Genomic DNA, 13,321 nt, shown 5'->3' on the forward strand with positions numbered 1-13,321 from the left:
GGCTTTTCCGGCATAGAGTGCGGTGTCTGTGAATTCGAACGCTCAGACGGAAGGCTCCAGATCATCCTCGTGGGATTCTGGGGCCTTTTTCAATCCTTCAAAGCCTTTCCCGCGTCATCTTCGTTGCATCGCGACAGATCTCCAGCAGGTCCTCTTTTCCCATGCGGCGGATTGCTCCGCACGCAGCGCACTGGACCACCTCTCTCGTCTCCATCTCGGAGAATGTAAGGCGCTCCCGCATCCCGCACTTCGGACACTGAATTTCAAAGCTGTCGGTGCAATCCACGGCTGCCTCCGCTCGCTTTAGAATTGAATCTTCAACTTGGCCCACTGAAAGGTAATTTCAAGATGACCTATCGACTGCCGCTGGAATGGCTCCAGCCGGTGAAGATGACGCGCATCATCGCGCATTGGAGCGCCGGCGCCTATCGAGCATCCGAGCTCGACAAGGAGCACTATCACTTCATCGTCGAGGGATCGGGCAACGTCGTCCGCGGCGACCATGAAATCGCCGACAACGTGAACACCGCCGACGACGACTATGCGGCCCATACGCGCGGCTGCAATACCGGTTCGATCGGCGTCTCGCTTGCCTGTATGGCCGGCGCAGTCGAAAGCCCGTTTCATGCCGGCAAGTTCCCGATGACGGAAACACAGTGGCACCGCGCCATGGACGTCATCGCGCACTTGGCCGAGTTCTACAAAATCCCGGTCACGTCGAAGACGATCCTTTCCCATGCCGAGGTCCAGCCGAACCTGGGCATCAAGCAGGCCGGCAAGTGGGATTTCACCCGGCTTCCGTTCGCGCCGGACGTGATCGGCGCCAAAGCATGCGGCGACAAGATGCGCGCCGAAGTCAAAGCCCGCCTCTAACCAACCTCCAACATCGAAGGAATCGAACATGCGTTCGCTGATCATCGTATCGGCGGCGGCCTTTGTGCTGTCCGCTTGCACCACCACCGGCTCGATCGACACTGCGATCAAGACGAGCCTGCCGAAGACCTGCGCTTTGCTCGAGACGGCCCACGCCGCTTTCGTGGCGGCCTCGGTCTCCGGCAATATCAAGGCTTCGACCATTGCCAAGGAAGCGGCGGCCTACAACGGCGTGCGCGTCATCTGCGCCGATCCTGGTAGCGTCACCGCGGCCAACGCTCTCGTCGTCGCGGCAACGGCCTATGCGACCATCTCTCTCGCTCTCAAGGAGGCTCAGTAAATGGGCGGCATCTCGAAAGCACTCGGCGCAGGCGTCGGCGGCGCTCTCGCTGGCTCGGCAGGCGTTCCCTTCATGCCTGAAGGCACGCCCTGGTACGGCTATCTCGCGCTCTACGCGCTCACTATCGGCCTCCCGGCGGTCCTGACCTATCTGGCGCCGAAGAATCAGCAGTAAGCATCATCGGGCCGGCTCTCATCCTCGGGGGCCGGTCCATCTTTTTCAGCACGAACAGCTTTGCTGACACGAGGGGCAAGATGATTGACGGGAATTCAGAGCGTGCAATTGGCAGGCTCGAAGGCAAGCTTGATGCTCTCGCTGATGCGGTCGAACGAGGACAGGACGAAAGCAAGCAGGGCAGGGCGCGGATTTACGCCGAGCTCGAGCAGGTAAGGCAGGAAGCAGCACGCAGCCGCGCCGAGGTCGAAAGCCTGAAGCAACAGATGGCAGACGCGGCGCCGATCATCTCCGATATCAAGCGTTGGCGCGAGCGCTTCATAGGCATGCAGATGCTCGTCGTTTTCTTGGCCGGATCGGCCGGAGCCGCCATCACGACATTCTGGAAGTGGCTATCGGTTAAGATCGGAGTTCAGTAGCGCCGGCAGGGGCGAACCATGGCGTTGTCAGGCTAATGGCTTGTTGCCAGGAGATCGTGAGCGCACATGATGGTGGGTAGCAACGGCCGACGTCGCCATACCAGCCTCAAAGCACGCGCCGATGAAGGCCTCGCGCGCGGCCGCTGCTGGAACAGAGTGGTTCAATGCACCGCGGCACGTCATGACGGCTCGCTTATATCCTTGTCCGTGCCGTATCGGCCACTCATGTTCCAGAAAGTCCAGTGCGTCGTAGACAGAGGCGAAAATACGGTTCGATCCTGACTGCAGACGAACAGATAACGGGACCGCCCAAGGTATCTCAGGAAGGCGCATGATGTCCTCCTTCCGTATGCTAACGGTCTGAAAAAAAATAACATAAAATTATACTGCGACAGGCCACACCCTTCAACGTCGATACAGCAGTCGTCGCGGGGGCGGGGCTAGTAAATTCGTCGTACGGAGTATGCGAATGCGGTAGAGGAGCTTCGGAACGAAAGCGCTTTTCGGGTGAGCCGACCTTGCTGCCGATCGAGGACACGTTGAACAGTCTGGCGGTCGACATGCGCGTTACTCGCGAGATCCTGCAGCGGATTGAGGCGGGGCAGCGGGAGGGCGGTCAGTATCGGCGATGAACGTTAGGGTCGATCAACCAATCGTCGGACCACCATGCCACCTAGACAGCGTGGACCTCTCATCTCGGCATTGATGCCGTCAGCGGAGGTTAACGAAACTTTAAATCTTTTAAGGCATTACGTTGACATGTACGCCAATGGCGTATATATACAGGGCACGGGGCGATCTGAATCTTGGAAACAAGGAGAGGGTAGGGTCTGTGTTGAAAGTAGTCCGACTTGAACGCGGGGGCGCGGCCTACCCGATTACAATTGCTGAACTCAAGAGCGCGCAGAGGGATCTGAAGCGGCTCCTAAGTGAGGAAGAGGCGAACCAGCTATTCGACTTCCTCGCGGTCAATCCTGAGAGCGGTGATGTAATTCCGGAGACGGGAGGAATACGGAAGCTTCGTTGGAAGGGCCAAGGCAAAGGCCGAAGCAAAGGCGTTCGGATTTGCTACTTCTATCACGACTTGAACATGCCTCTGTTTATTCTTGCTGTTTATGCGAAGGGCGAGAGGCTGAGACTAAGCAAACGGGAGGAAATCGAGATGGCAAAACTGGTTCGCGAACTTACAGATCAGTACCGCCTCAAATGGGAGGACACAATTTCGGGTCAACTCGCTTGAAGGGAAATGCAGATGTCCGGTTCCAAGATACTTGAAGGGCTGAAAGAAGCGCTAGAGTACGCCGGTGGTGATGAGTCGAAGGCCAGAGTCCGTATCGTCAAGGTCCCTGACCAAGTCGATGTAAAAGCCATCAGAGAAAACCTGAAGATGAGCCAACGGGAGTTTGCTGCTGCCTTTGGTTTTCCTTTGGCAACAGTACAAAACTGGGAGCAAGGAAGGCGAAAGCCTGAAGGCTCAGCGCGCATGCTTCTTCGGATAATCGAAGAAGCGCCCGAAACCGCCGAGCGCGTGCTGCAAACAGGCTAACAGTTTTCGCTGCAAACGGCGTTTGTGCAGTATAGATTGGTGTATCGAGGCGGCCACAGTGGCCGCCTTATGCATTTGGGCTGGCAGCGCCTAACATCAGTCATCTTCCATTTCAAAGGTGCGATACTCGCCACTTTCGCTGTCATAAACCTCGATCTCGACGCCCGACCCGTAGCGATTAATGTCTTCGATCGTCACGTCGCGATAGCTGCCGGCCTCGGAGTCGTAGATTTCGATATCCCGTCCTTCTCGGACTAAGTTCCCTTTTCCGATCTCAATCGACGCGCCTGTTTCCGTGTCGGTCCCGTCCCAACCGTAAGCAGGCCCGGAAAGTACAGTGGCCAATACGAGCAAAATCATGCGGTTCATTCAGTCCTCCCTTGGGGCTCGATCTCAGTGGCAGTGTACGGAGCCAGCTTTCTTGTCCATGTGGCAGCATTGACCAGGCGGTGAACTCTTCCTGCATCCACCGCCGTGCGCGGCTGCCATGTTTGCAGACATGAATATAAGCGCCAGAGCCAACACAATCCGATCGATGACTTTCCCACGCTGCATCACCAACCTCCTGGCCGCGACGAAGCGCTTCTTCTGCCGCAACGGTTGCCAGCCGCGTCTCGCTGCCATGAGTATTGGCAATTCCCGGGATACGTTGGGGTGGGATAATAGCCGCTACCGCAGTCATTGTTCGCGCAGACGGCGATGGCGGTTCCCACCAATGCAACGGCGACAACGGCGGCTGCAGCTTGGTTCTCCTGCTGCACCATGTTCATGCATTCGATTGGGTCGATGCGGCGACGTGCCAGCTCGCCAGTCAGTTCGTGTGTAAAGGCTAGATCGGTGTTCGTTATGAAGGTCCGACAGAGCGCGGACTTGGTCACGCGCGTGGGATCTTTGCGAAATTCTGCCTGTGTCGTCGTGCAGCTCGATAAGGCAAACGCCATCACCACGGCTAGGCTAAGCCGCGAAAATATAACAGATTTCAATTGTACTTCCCCCAATTCCCTCGGGGATCATGGCACAACTTAATGAAGAGTCGAGTCTGAAATGCTAAATTAGCGTTGCTGCTATATTTGAGCGCGCCGAGCTGGTACCGCGTGGTCTTGGCAACCTCCACATATCACGACGCAATCGAGACTCCGCCCCGGGGTTCTCAAGGGCGGTGTTAAGCACGCGAGCGTTACCGGCTAGAAGTCAAAATAGACGGTGACGCCAGATCGACGCTGGTAGCGGTAATAGTCGCGATAACCGTAATAGCCGCGGTCACGGTATCCACCATAGTACCCGTAATGGCGGGGGTAGCACCTGCCGTAGTAGCGGCAGTCATGTCGAGCATGCCGTCTATCCCAGCGGCGATCCCATCGACGATCTGCGCGCCAATGACGATGATGGCGCCAGTGGACCTGTTCGACAGTGCCGGTCTGCACTTGTTCGGGTTTCGGCACGAACAGCGGTGCGGCGTTTACCGGCAGGGCGAAAGTTGCAGCCAAGCCAATCGCTGCGAAAGCGGACAAGAGCTTCTTCATAGCAGACTCCTCCCTATGTGATGCTTACTTTGGGCGACCGAGCCTGAACCTCAGATGAACCGCCGCGCGCTCGGCTGTTGTGGAACATCGCCCTGAGGGCAGGCCCCAGAGCGCTGGGTCGCTTGGGGCTGGGGTCGCGCTCTGGGGTCACTTGGCGCCAATGACGGAGGGCTGTCCGGTGCTCATTGGTGCGCAACTACCATGGCGGGTGAATTCGGATTGAGCAACGCGGCTAAGACCTTTGCCTGAGCATGCCGGACTTAGGTCCGGGCCCGGGCCCCGCCGGCACCTGGGGCCAAGGAAAACGGTCTTCGAGTGCGGGTCGCACCATGTCGAATCCGACAATTGCGCCCTGCGACAGGGTCTGTTCTTATGCGGGCATGACGAAGCTCGAAGACTTGAACTTGCACCCATGGCTCCTTCAGGAGCTCAAAATCTTCGGATATGAGACGGCTGAAGATTTGAAGAATGTGCCATCGGCCGAACTGCTCCGGATACCGCTACTTGGCGGAAGCGTTTGGCGAAAGATATGCAAGGCCGCCGGACGTGAGCTGTATGACCCATGACCGAGCCTTACCAACCCGATGCCAGCGGCGGCGCACATGACCCCGATGGCAAAAAAAATGGCCCCGAAAGGCGACAATGGGGCCAAATGCAGGGTGTGCTGTGCTCGTGGCCCCAGCAGGAGTAAGGGAGTGCTGGAGCCCGTCTGTAAAACGGCGGCCCCGGGGAGGAGGTTCCACGGTCGCTTTGATTTTCCTCCGACGCTCGACGCGCCCTCACGTGACGACTGGTAGCTCGACGGCCCCATGCCGTGATACTCCGGCATAAAGAACGCGCATTCGAAGCGGCTGGTCAAAGCCGAGAGCAACGCGCTCGTGATTACTGCCTCGGCGTCGTCTCGTTTCGTGGCGTCGATCCCAACCAGATCCTTCGCTATCGCCTCCGGTACTTTCCAAAGCTCTTCCGCCAGAACGTCGATGATCTCGGCTTCGTGGGCGGCGGCTCCGCCACGTTCGATCCGATGATTGATGCTGATGCCTTCCACGATCGATTTCGCGCGGGCCGTTCGGCATTGAGGGCCACCACATGATATCCTGCGAGGGAAAATGGGAGGGTGACGCGATGGCATACACTTACCGGTGCAAGGACTTCCCCGGCATGGAAGCCTGTCCAGGATCATTCACAGCCGAGACCGAAGCCGAACTGTGGAAGCACATTGAGCTTCACGGCGCGACCGCTCACGGTGAAAGCCCCGAACGGTGGTCTAAGGAAGACCGCGAAGAGGTCGCGAAGATCATCTGCCAGTCGTGAGGCTAACAACAAGAAAGGCCGGGCTGACCCGACCCTTCCTGCAGCCATTGCCAGTACATCCGTGGTCAATGACGAGATGAATTCCTCTTGGCGACCGATCGTGACGACAGCGTGACACCGTCAGAGACAGATGTCGCATAAAGGATTTTCAGGGTCCGTGGCGGTCCATGAACTCATCGGATTGCCGCAGTGGATGCATCTTGTAACCGCCTGCTGCAGCCAAGCATTACACCATGCTTCTGAGGCTTCCTCTCGCAGTTTAATGGCATGGTAGCAGTGCTTCAGTTCGGCCGCACGCTCTTCTTCAGTAAAGCGGCTCAGCCACCATGCGCTCGGCATACAATCCCGCTCCAGTGGCGTGTGCCTCATCCTGTAGACGCTCATTGGTTCCCCCGCGCACCACAACCTAGACATTTCAGCGTCTCATAATACAAGCTACAGTCAAGGCTTATTTAGGCTTCTCTAAATTTTAACGTGTGCTATCGTCCGGCGCAGGGGTATACAAAAAGCGGGGATCTGCAGTTTTGGTTTGAGGGGACCAGATGTGCGCGAGCCATACCAGTTAAGTCGCCGTGCTTTGGTGCTCGGCCCACTTCTGCTTCTATTTCCAAATGACGCCGAGGCGCGCCGTCGTAGGCTATGGGGAGGTGGAGGTGGTGGCGGAAGTCGCTCGCCCTTCGCGCTGCTGATAGGTGGCGTGCTACTTGGCGCGATACTTGTCGCCAATTCCGTGTTTGGTAAAGACCTGCCTTCAAAAGGGACAGGCAAGCCGCGAGCGTCGCGTGAGGCCCTGGGGAGGTCCACCAAATTCAATCCGACCAAACGCACGGCGGCACCTAGAAGGGGTTTATCCCCTTGGGTGTTTGTGTTGCCTCTCGCTGGCATCGTGATAGGCGGAGCCTATGGCTGGGCGACCGTCCCGCCGGAAGACACCATTTCCGCATCCTTCCCCATATGCACAACGAGCGTGCGGACAACGTGCGTCGTCGACGGTGACACCTTTTGGCTTGATGGCGTGAAGTACCGCATCGCGGATATTGACACGCCCGAGATCAGCGAGCCGCGTTGCGCCGAAGAGAAGGCGCTGGGTGAGCAAGCCAAAATCCGTTTACAGTCGCTTCTGAATGCCGGCGCCTTCGGTCTCAAGGCCGGCTTACGTGACGAGGACAAATACGGCCGGAAACTGCGCGAAGTCTACCGCGGCGGTCAATCGCTCGGCGGCCAACTTGTCGATGAGGGACTGGCGCACCGTTGGATTGGGTTCAAGCAGTCGTGGTGCGGTTAGAGGTCTTTGCCGAACCGCTGCTGGTCGCCGACATTGAGTATCGCGCCTGGACGCAAGACGAAAAGCTTCGACACCCCTCATTCAAAGGCGTGCGTGAAATGGAGGGGCCCTCCGAGGTGTACGAAATCAGCAATCACGAATGAGATTAGCACTTCGTTGCGACTGTGCCCCAGCCGTCATATCGTAAATTGAACCGTGTTTCGATTTTCAGCGCCTTCAAAGTCAAGCGATCAATTGAGGAAGGCAGGGCATCCGACTGCGCCGACAAGTCTATAGCTGTTACACCGTCCGGCATTTGCGCTGACTGGATGACAGCCAAGCCGAGGTCTGCAGAGCTTGCGGAGAGCTCTGATATTCCTGGCTCAGAGCCAACGAAGCGAAGGTCGATTGAGCGAAGTGCGGAAGCGCAGTCGCCATTTTGGTGTAGGCTGGCGAGCACGTCAGCGTCAGCCGCTCTCTCAGCCTGCAGCCGAGCCTCATTCACCCCAATCGTGTCTAGAATAGTCGCGGTAACGACACCGAACAGAATGCCTTGAAGCATTTCCACCATTTGCAGCCCCTTCAGTTCCCCCGCCAGCCCCGTCACCACGCTCAGACCTCCGGCACAATTGGGCTCCGTCTACCGAGATACTTGCTGCCGGCCTCGAAACCGGCGCAAGATAAATTAGCCCGTAGCCCCACTGATGAGTGAATTGATCGCGCCGCGGCGCACCCATGGCCTAGCAGCTTCCGAGGCGAGAGGTGCAGTCTAAATCTCGTCCGCGAAGGTGATAATTTGATTCTCAACCCTTTCTTTCTCGTACTCCATCGTGTCTCGCGCTTTACCAATATCGAATGCGCGTACCGGCGGAGCGACTTTCAATTTTGTCGATATGGTCGCCAGCGTCTCCTCCAGTCCGTCAATGGCTTCTACCGCCGGTTCAAGGACAGCTAACGGATTGTAGGAAAAGCGCCGCTCCTCGTTTTCGACAAGTAGCGGCAACCAAGAGCGAACGAGTTGCAGCTTTGAATAGAAGTCGGTAATCGCAAAGCAAATTTTAGGGTCGAGAATACCTAGCTTACTCGCGAATGCCGTGAAGAGAATCGGGTCTGGTAGCTGGACATGCTCAAGAAAATGCTTGTCGAACCGTTCGTTCGATCTGACCCTATATGCCACGATGTTGGCAACCCTTCCCAATTCGGCGCGCAACAGTATCATCTCGCTAAGCAAGGCCGAGGCGACGGCGTCCGCTTCCTCCGACCGCAATAAGGCATCCCGCTTCCGATTCAGAGAGAAGTTTACCCATGCCCCTATGATCAGAGCAAAAACGCCGAAAACAAAACCAGCGAAGGAGCCAATCAGGCTGGCCTGCGCGCCTTGCAGTTGAGAGAGCCATTGCCACATCATCAGCGCATTGCTTCGTGTTAATCCCGCCGTGCAGCCGCTTGGTCACGCAAAATCCTCGCCTTCTCACGCCCGACGCCTACGCGATTCCCTAGAAGGCCAAAGAACACCGTCGCCAGGAAAACGGCGAGCCACCATCCGGCGAACGCGGTTCCGAAGACGGCGATGCCCAGCCCAGGCGTAACCATTGTCGCCAATACCATACCGGCGAGCACAAATGAGGTCGTCCATTTCTGTTGCGTAGTCGTCCAAGCCAGCCGGACAAATAGCCGTGACATCAAGCGCGCTCTCGCGCGAAAATTGAACTTCATCGATTTTCCTCTGCCTACGCACTATAAGTGCATCTGGCGTGAGAAACACGCAAGAGTAAACTGACCGAAGGGCTTGCAGGATGATAGGACGAGGGTTTGCGCCATCAGCCGTGCAGGATAATTCGTAGAGTCCGGATCATTCCCGCGGCGTCGAGCATTGCCGTTGATACCCGTTCAGAGTCTTGCATGGCGTTGGCGGTAGACTGCAAGTAGCTCACTGGATCCGGCGTGGCGCCTCCGGTCAGGTCTCCAACCTGGTTTCGAAGCTCTCGGATCGTCACCATAGCGCGCTCAAGCAGCCGACGCTTCTCGAACTCGGTCAACTGATCGACCTGATTAGCCGCCCAGACGAGTTCGGAGACGAAAGCGGTGGTTAGCGACATTGTGATCCGCCTCTGAGGCTGTGGATAACTTGGAAAAGATGATTTTGTGATTCGCCAGGCAAACGGCAAGGCACTGAGATGAAGGCCTCTCGATGCCACCCTATGGAGGAGTCATGTCGGAGCTTACAGAACTGCTGAAACAGAAGGCAGAAATCGAGGCGAAGATTGAGAAAGTCAAGGCTGCTGAGGTCGATAAGATGAAGCTTCAGTTCGCCGAACTGGCGACGCAGCTTCGAGAGTTGAACGCGTTACCGGATGTCGTAACGGCGCTGTTCACCGATAAGGCTGGCACGTTCAACGCCTACAGGACCATGAGAGTGAAGAAGGCATAGCAGGGCTATGACGCTGGCATTTCATGCAAGGAATGCCGCCGCTGCCGAGCGGGTCCGAGCAAGGATCCTGCGAACCGGATTTACGCTCTTCGGGCAGCGTGTCTGGAGCGCAGAAGAGGACTTAGTGTGCCGGCTATTCTATCCGGACTACTTTGCCCTTCGGCAGATCCTTTACAATCGCACGGCGAGAGCTATCCAGAACCGATGCCAGGTTCTTGGGCTGGCCAAGCGTCGGCGCCAATGGGGTCCTCTCGACAAGCAGAAGCTTCGAAAGCTCTATCCATCCGCGACACGAGAAGAGATTTGCGCAACATTCCCTGACGTGGCTTGGGAGAATATTCAAGCCGTGGCTAGGTATTACGGCTGGAAACGCAACAAGAAGCCGTACAAGATCACCGGCGTTGTTTCCTTAGATCAGGTTCGCAGTCGTTGCTATGAGATCAAATGGACGATGCGCGACCTCGATGAGGAAAGCCGCACAAAGCGCTATTTTCAGACCCGAGGACATCGCAACAAGTCTCCAAACTTCCGACAAATAAATCGGGCCGTTGTGACGCTTGGTGGACGCATGGAGGTCAGTTGGGATCAGCAGTAAGGAACTGAATGCCAGCTAGTTCGACATGGTGCCGAGGCCACGGATAAGGCCTGACATAGTGAAAGCTAGGTCGACGATGTGGGCGTCTCCATCTGGCTTGTCGCAAGAGAATTGCGCACACAAGCTCAGGGCTCTGAGGTATGTATCCGGATATAGGTCTCTGTTCTTTTCCAGAAACGCAAGGGAAGCTTGAACGTAACCTCGATGCGTGAAGTGCATTTCGCGGTCTTCTACGAGTTTGTCAGCAGTGCGCGCGATATCGTTAAGTCTCGAAATCTGCAGCGATTGGGAGGTCGCAATAGAGACTACCCCAGCAACCAACGCTACGTAAACGGCGTGAACATACTTCGATGAAGCCGACTTTATAGGCAGGAAGAAGCTGATGATTGTCAGGATGCTGCTCACCGCTCCGACGACGATGAGAGTTTGATTCCAAATACTCATTTTGCGAATCTCACTCCCAGGCCGCCGTCTGCCATCTGGCCGTCGTCAAGAAATGCGATGCCTGCCTCTTCCAATGTCTGCCTAATTGCTTCGACCGTGCGGTCTTGGGCTTTCAGGGCACCAGATTGCCCCTCAAGGCGCTTAATGGTTGGAAGAGAGACTGACGAAGCCTCGGCTAGATGCTTTTGTTCCCACCGAAGAAGCGCCCGTGCCGCTCGGACCTGTTCACTCGTTATCATCTAGCCTCCAAAACGATACCCCAGGTATTGACGATACCTTGGGTATCATATAATACCTTAAGTATCGATTAACGCAAATGAGGAAGCGAACGATGCCGAACACAACAGTTCAGGCAGCCGCCGAAGGCTTGCCTAAAGTCCAAGAAGAACTGCCCGCCGCAATAGTGAACCGTCTGGCCCACGAGCTTTCTCGTGCCCTGAACGATTACGACCTGAATTGCCATGCGGTGATCTATCCGTCGCAGAAGATGGAGTACTGTTGCGGCTTTGCAGTCGACGGGCTGGGTCGGACAGCAAACCCTGTCGTTCCAACCGGTCGGGGTAGCTATCGTCGATACAAAGACACCACTCTGGAAGACATTCTACGCTCCTACGACAATTGCCCTGCCGAGTTTCGAGACGAGACACGCGAGGAAGTCATTGCGCATTGGCGGCTCGCTGAGGCGAAGGCAAATGCCTTCAAGCAGTTTGGCGGCATGGGCGCCCGTAACAAGGAGGTCGCCCAATGACTTTGCTCAATAGGAGATCCGTACTCGGCGGGATCGCGGTTCTAGTGGCGCCCCCGGTGGCGGCTCAGTCGGAACAGGTCGCATTCGATCTGCAAAACTGGATCGAAACGGCCGACCCGCAGGAGGTGGCGAGCTACCTCGCGGAGCAGCTGGCAGCTACCATGCGCAGGGCGAATCCTGGCCGGAGTTGGCGTTCGGTCATCGAACACGAGCATAGTTTCGTGCTGATTTGCGGCGACCCCGTCTGAAAAATCAGCAGCCCGTCGCGTTAGGCCCGCTGGATCCGACCGAGCGGGCTTTTTCGTTTCCGTTACCCAGAGTGTTACCCCGACGCTGGTCGGAGGTAGCAGGTCTAGTTGATCGGTCTGCTAAGTGCTTGAGAAGAATGGTGCCGCTTACGTGACTCGAACACGTGACCCCATCATTACGAATGATGTGCTCTACCGACTGAGCTAAAGCGGCCCGGAGGCGGTTCCGCAGCAGACCGCGGAACGAATGTGAGGCGCTGATAAACGCAAAGCGTCAAGATTTCAAGCCATCAGTTTCGAGAACTTGAAAATTCCTTGTTGGTGGCTGCGACAGGCATGGCGTTCAGGCCAAGGCGGGTGCGTGCCGCGTCGTATTCGCGCTCGAGCCGATCAACGAGACGGGCGACGGAGGTCACTTCCTTGACTGCGCCGATGCCCTGGCCGCAGCCCCAGATGTCCTTCCAGGCCTTGGCCCCTTCGGTCGCGGCGCCGAAGTCCATCTTCGACGGGTCCGCCTCCGGCAGATTGTCCGGATCCATGCCGGCAGCGGCGATCGACGGCTTGAGGTAGTTGCCGTGAATGCCTGTGAAGTAATTGGAATAGACGATGTCGGTGGCGTTGCTGTCGACGATCATCTGCTTGTAGGCGTCGGTGGCGCGCGCCTCTTCCGTCGCGATGAACGGCGAGCCGATATAGGCCATGTCGGCACCCATCGCCTGCGCCGCCAGGATGGCGCCGCCGGTGGCGATTGCGCCCGAGAGGAGCAGCGGCCCGTCGAACCACGAGCGGATCTCCTGGACGAGCGCAAACGGGGAAAGCGTGCCGGCATGCCCGCCGGCACCGGCGGCAACCGCGATCAGGCCGTCGGCGCCCTTGCGGATCGCCGAATTGGCGTGGCGGTTGTTGATGACGTCATGCAGCACGATGCCGCCATAGGAATGGATAGCGGCGTTGACCTCGGGCACGGCGCCGAGCGAGGAGATCACGACGGGAACCTTGTACTTGATGCAGAGCATCAGGTCCTGCTCGAGCCGCGCATTGGACTTGTGCACGATCTGGTTGACGGCGAAGGGTGCTGCGCGCCGCGTCGGGTTCCTGGCGTCGTGATCGGCGAGCGTCTCGGTGATCTCGGCGAGCCATTCGTCGAGTTGCGATTGCGGGCGCGCGTTGAGCGCCGGGAAGGCGCCGATCACGCCGGCCTTGCATTGCGCAATCGTCAACTGCGGATTCGAGATGATGAACAGAGGGGCGCCAACGACAGGCAGTCTCGTCGTTCCGGAAAGAATTGGCGGAAGCGGCATCGGTTTCTCCATCCCTCGATTGGCGCATCAAATTTTTGACGTTTGCGTAAACGTCAAAATAGATAGCAGCAAGTTCGTCGCTTGCAAAGAGGTGGTTTTCG

General features: G+C 57.3%; 22 protein-coding genes and 1 tRNA gene. 13 read left to right on the top strand and 10 right to left on the bottom strand.

Translation table 11 applies throughout. The annotated features are described in order from the left end of the window. Window positions 1–348: 348 nt before the first annotated feature. The 4 genes from BHMPCIPO_RS03430 (at window position 349) to BHMPCIPO_RS03445 (ending at window position 1,806) form a co-directional block, all read left to right on the top strand. Window positions 349–873, top strand: a complete 525-nt coding sequence (locus BHMPCIPO_RS03430) for a peptidoglycan recognition protein family protein (protein WP_173515471.1) — start codon at window positions 349–351, stop codon at window positions 871–873. Window positions 874–901: 28 nt separating this feature from the next. After that, complete coding sequence (locus tag BHMPCIPO_RS03435) at window positions 902–1,213, top strand: cell wall anchor protein (RefSeq protein WP_173515472.1); 312 nt, start codon at window positions 902–904, stop codon at window positions 1,211–1,213. Next, the gene (locus BHMPCIPO_RS03440) at window positions 1,214–1,387 is read left to right on the top strand and encodes a hypothetical protein (protein WP_173515473.1); all 174 of its coding nucleotides are present in this window, start codon (window positions 1,214–1,216) and stop codon (window positions 1,385–1,387) included. It begins immediately after the preceding gene. Between the two features lie 80 nt (window positions 1,388–1,467). Next, entirely contained in the window at window positions 1,468–1,806 is a 339-nt protein-coding gene (locus tag BHMPCIPO_RS03445; protein WP_173515474.1) for a DUF1515 family protein, read from the top strand. Window positions 1,807–1,833: 27 nt separating this feature from the next. Here the strand turns inward: BHMPCIPO_RS03445 and BHMPCIPO_RS03450 are convergent, their stop codons facing one another. After that, on the bottom strand, window positions 1,834–2,139 hold the full coding sequence (locus BHMPCIPO_RS03450; protein WP_173515475.1) for a DUF982 domain-containing protein: 306 nt from the start codon (window positions 2,137–2,139) through the stop codon (window positions 1,834–1,836). A 436-nt stretch (window positions 2,140–2,575) separates the two neighbouring features. Between BHMPCIPO_RS03450 and BHMPCIPO_RS03455 the strand changes: the two genes are divergently transcribed. Both BHMPCIPO_RS03455 and nadS read left to right on the top strand, forming a co-directional pair. Next, a complete protein-coding gene (locus BHMPCIPO_RS03455) occupies window positions 2,576–3,046 on the top strand; it encodes a type II toxin-antitoxin system RelE/ParE family toxin (RefSeq protein ID WP_173515476.1) in 471 nt (156 codons plus the stop codon). Between the two features lie 12 nt (window positions 3,047–3,058). After that, window positions 3,059–3,352: a NadS family protein gene (gene nadS / locus BHMPCIPO_RS03460; protein ID WP_173515477.1), complete on the top strand. Its 294-nt coding sequence runs from the start codon at window positions 3,059–3,061 to the stop codon at window positions 3,350–3,352. Between the two features lie 96 nt (window positions 3,353–3,448). Here nadS and BHMPCIPO_RS03465 read toward each other — a convergent pair whose 3' ends face one another. From BHMPCIPO_RS03465 to BHMPCIPO_RS33775, 3 genes are all read right to left on the bottom strand, one after another. Beyond that, a complete protein-coding gene (locus tag BHMPCIPO_RS03465; RefSeq protein WP_246304258.1) occupies window positions 3,449–3,721 on the bottom strand; it encodes a DUF5334 family protein in 273 nt (90 codons plus the stop codon). An 815-nt stretch (window positions 3,722–4,536) separates the two neighbouring features. Next, window positions 4,537–4,875, bottom strand: coding sequence for a hypothetical protein (locus BHMPCIPO_RS03470; protein ID WP_173515478.1), 339 nt, complete (start codon window positions 4,873–4,875; stop codon window positions 4,537–4,539). Between the two features lie 421 nt (window positions 4,876–5,296). Beyond that, window positions 5,297–5,923 (bottom strand): hypothetical protein, encoded by a 627-nt coding sequence (locus tag BHMPCIPO_RS33775; protein WP_173515479.1) that lies wholly within the window; start codon window positions 5,921–5,923, stop codon window positions 5,297–5,299. Between the two features lie 77 nt (window positions 5,924–6,000). Between BHMPCIPO_RS33775 and BHMPCIPO_RS03480 the strand changes: the two genes are divergently transcribed. From BHMPCIPO_RS03480 to BHMPCIPO_RS03490, 3 genes are all read left to right on the top strand, one after another. Continuing rightward, the gene (locus BHMPCIPO_RS03480) at window positions 6,001–6,189 is read left to right on the top strand and encodes a DUF1059 domain-containing protein (protein WP_173515480.1); all 189 of its coding nucleotides are present in this window, start codon (window positions 6,001–6,003) and stop codon (window positions 6,187–6,189) included. 859 nt (window positions 6,190–7,048) lie between these two features. Next, window positions 7,049–7,474, top strand: coding sequence for a thermonuclease family protein (locus tag BHMPCIPO_RS33780; RefSeq protein WP_173518070.1), 426 nt, complete (start codon window positions 7,049–7,051; stop codon window positions 7,472–7,474). Beyond that, window positions 7,465–7,617 carry an ATP dependent DNA ligase gene (locus tag BHMPCIPO_RS03490; RefSeq protein ID WP_312033040.1) on the top strand — a complete coding sequence of 51 codons (153 nt, stop codon included), beginning with the start codon at window positions 7,465–7,467 and terminating at the stop codon, window positions 7,615–7,617. The genes BHMPCIPO_RS33780 and BHMPCIPO_RS03490 overlap by 10 nt, the downstream gene beginning before the upstream one ends. Before the next feature lie 2 nt (window positions 7,618–7,619). Here the strand turns inward: BHMPCIPO_RS03490 and BHMPCIPO_RS03495 are convergent, their stop codons facing one another. From BHMPCIPO_RS03495 to BHMPCIPO_RS03510, 4 genes are all read right to left on the bottom strand, one after another. Further along, window positions 7,620–8,063 carry a ribonuclease E inhibitor RraB gene (locus tag BHMPCIPO_RS03495; protein WP_312032943.1) on the bottom strand — a complete coding sequence of 148 codons (444 nt, stop codon included), beginning with the start codon at window positions 8,061–8,063 and terminating at the stop codon, window positions 7,620–7,622. A gap of 159 nt (window positions 8,064–8,222) precedes the next feature. After that, complete coding sequence (locus tag BHMPCIPO_RS03500) at window positions 8,223–8,861, bottom strand: hypothetical protein (RefSeq protein WP_173515482.1); 639 nt, start codon at window positions 8,859–8,861, stop codon at window positions 8,223–8,225. 17 nt (window positions 8,862–8,878) lie between these two features. Continuing rightward, window positions 8,879–9,169 carry a hypothetical protein gene (locus tag BHMPCIPO_RS03505; protein ID WP_173515483.1) on the bottom strand — a complete coding sequence of 97 codons (291 nt, stop codon included), beginning with the start codon at window positions 9,167–9,169 and terminating at the stop codon, window positions 8,879–8,881. Window positions 9,170–9,273: 104 nt separating this feature from the next. Beyond that, window positions 9,274–9,552, bottom strand: coding sequence for a hypothetical protein (locus BHMPCIPO_RS03510; RefSeq protein WP_173515484.1), 279 nt, complete (start codon window positions 9,550–9,552; stop codon window positions 9,274–9,276). Window positions 9,553–9,665: 113 nt separating this feature from the next. Here BHMPCIPO_RS03510 and BHMPCIPO_RS03515 point away from each other — a divergent pair, with 113 nt between their 5' ends. The 4 genes from BHMPCIPO_RS03515 to BHMPCIPO_RS03530 all read left to right on the top strand — a co-directional run bounded on the left by BHMPCIPO_RS03515 (window position 9,666) and on the right by BHMPCIPO_RS03530 (window position 11,919). Further along, complete coding sequence (locus tag BHMPCIPO_RS03515; RefSeq protein WP_173515485.1) at window positions 9,666–9,884, top strand: hypothetical protein; 219 nt, start codon at window positions 9,666–9,668, stop codon at window positions 9,882–9,884. Between the two features lie 7 nt (window positions 9,885–9,891). Further along, a complete protein-coding gene (locus BHMPCIPO_RS03520) occupies window positions 9,892–10,479 on the top strand; it encodes a hypothetical protein (protein ID WP_173515486.1) in 588 nt (195 codons plus the stop codon). Between the two features lie 775 nt (window positions 10,480–11,254). Further along, a complete protein-coding gene (locus BHMPCIPO_RS03525) occupies window positions 11,255–11,671 on the top strand; it encodes a hypothetical protein (RefSeq protein ID WP_173515487.1) in 417 nt (138 codons plus the stop codon). After that, a complete protein-coding gene (locus tag BHMPCIPO_RS03530; protein ID WP_173515488.1) occupies window positions 11,668–11,919 on the top strand; it encodes a hypothetical protein in 252 nt (83 codons plus the stop codon). Before BHMPCIPO_RS03525 ends, BHMPCIPO_RS03530 begins: the two co-directional genes overlap by 4 nt. Before the next feature lie 138 nt (window positions 11,920–12,057). Here BHMPCIPO_RS03530 and BHMPCIPO_RS03535 read toward each other — a convergent pair. Next, window positions 12,058–12,133: transfer RNA gene (locus tag BHMPCIPO_RS03535), tRNA-Thr, on the bottom strand. A 76-nt stretch (window positions 12,134–12,209) separates the two neighbouring features. Continuing rightward, the gene (locus tag BHMPCIPO_RS03540; RefSeq protein ID WP_173515489.1) at window positions 12,210–13,220 is read right to left on the bottom strand and encodes an NAD(P)H-dependent flavin oxidoreductase; all 1,011 of its coding nucleotides are present in this window, start codon (window positions 13,218–13,220) and stop codon (window positions 12,210–12,212) included. Between the last annotated feature and the right edge of the window lie 101 nt (window positions 13,221–13,321).

It is taken from the genome of Ensifer sesbaniae (assembly GCF_013283665.1).
GTDB lineage: Bacteria > Pseudomonadota > Alphaproteobacteria > Rhizobiales > Rhizobiaceae > Ensifer > Ensifer sesbaniae.

Bases quoted from the DNA above. Each gene is read 5' to 3' on its own strand.
- BHMPCIPO_RS03430 (WP_173515471.1), top strand. From the start codon at position 349: ATGACCTATCGACTGCCGCTGGAATGGCTCCAGCCGGTGAAGATGACG.
- BHMPCIPO_RS03435 (WP_173515472.1), top strand. From the start codon at position 902: ATGCGTTCGCTGATCATCGTATCGGCGGCGGCCTTTGTGCTGTCCGCT.
- BHMPCIPO_RS03440 (WP_173515473.1), top strand. From the start codon at position 1,214: ATGGGCGGCATCTCGAAAGCACTCGGCGCAGGCGTCGGCGGCGCTCTC.
- BHMPCIPO_RS03445 (WP_173515474.1), top strand. From the start codon at position 1,468: ATGATTGACGGGAATTCAGAGCGTGCAATTGGCAGGCTCGAAGGCAAG.
- BHMPCIPO_RS03450 (WP_173515475.1), bottom strand. From the start codon at position 2,139: ATGCGCCTTCCTGAGATACCTTGGGCGGTCCCGTTATCTGTTCGTCTG.
- BHMPCIPO_RS03455 (WP_173515476.1), top strand. From the start codon at position 2,576: ATGGCGTATATATACAGGGCACGGGGCGATCTGAATCTTGGAAACAAG.
- nadS (WP_173515477.1), top strand. From the start codon at position 3,059: ATGTCCGGTTCCAAGATACTTGAAGGGCTGAAAGAAGCGCTAGAGTAC.
- BHMPCIPO_RS03465 (WP_246304258.1), bottom strand. From the start codon at position 3,721: ATGAACCGCATGATTTTGCTCGTATTGGCCACTGTACTTTCCGGGCCT.
- BHMPCIPO_RS03470 (WP_173515478.1), bottom strand. From the start codon at position 4,875: ATGAAGAAGCTCTTGTCCGCTTTCGCAGCGATTGGCTTGGCTGCAACT.
- BHMPCIPO_RS03480 (WP_173515480.1), top strand. From the start codon at position 6,001: ATGGCATACACTTACCGGTGCAAGGACTTCCCCGGCATGGAAGCCTGT.
- BHMPCIPO_RS03500 (WP_173515482.1), bottom strand. From the start codon at position 8,861: ATGATGTGGCAATGGCTCTCTCAACTGCAAGGCGCGCAGGCCAGCCTG.
- BHMPCIPO_RS03505 (WP_173515483.1), bottom strand. From the start codon at position 9,169: ATGAAGTTCAATTTTCGCGCGAGAGCGCGCTTGATGTCACGGCTATTT.
- BHMPCIPO_RS03510 (WP_173515484.1), bottom strand. From the start codon at position 9,552: ATGTCGCTAACCACCGCTTTCGTCTCCGAACTCGTCTGGGCGGCTAAT.
- BHMPCIPO_RS03515 (WP_173515485.1), top strand. From the start codon at position 9,666: ATGTCGGAGCTTACAGAACTGCTGAAACAGAAGGCAGAAATCGAGGCG.
- BHMPCIPO_RS03520 (WP_173515486.1), top strand. From the start codon at position 9,892: ATGACGCTGGCATTTCATGCAAGGAATGCCGCCGCTGCCGAGCGGGTC.
- BHMPCIPO_RS03525 (WP_173515487.1), top strand. From the start codon at position 11,255: ATGCCGAACACAACAGTTCAGGCAGCCGCCGAAGGCTTGCCTAAAGTC.
- BHMPCIPO_RS03530 (WP_173515488.1), top strand. From the start codon at position 11,668: ATGACTTTGCTCAATAGGAGATCCGTACTCGGCGGGATCGCGGTTCTA.
- BHMPCIPO_RS03540 (WP_173515489.1), bottom strand. From the start codon at position 13,220: ATGCCGCTTCCGCCAATTCTTTCCGGAACGACGAGACTGCCTGTCGTT.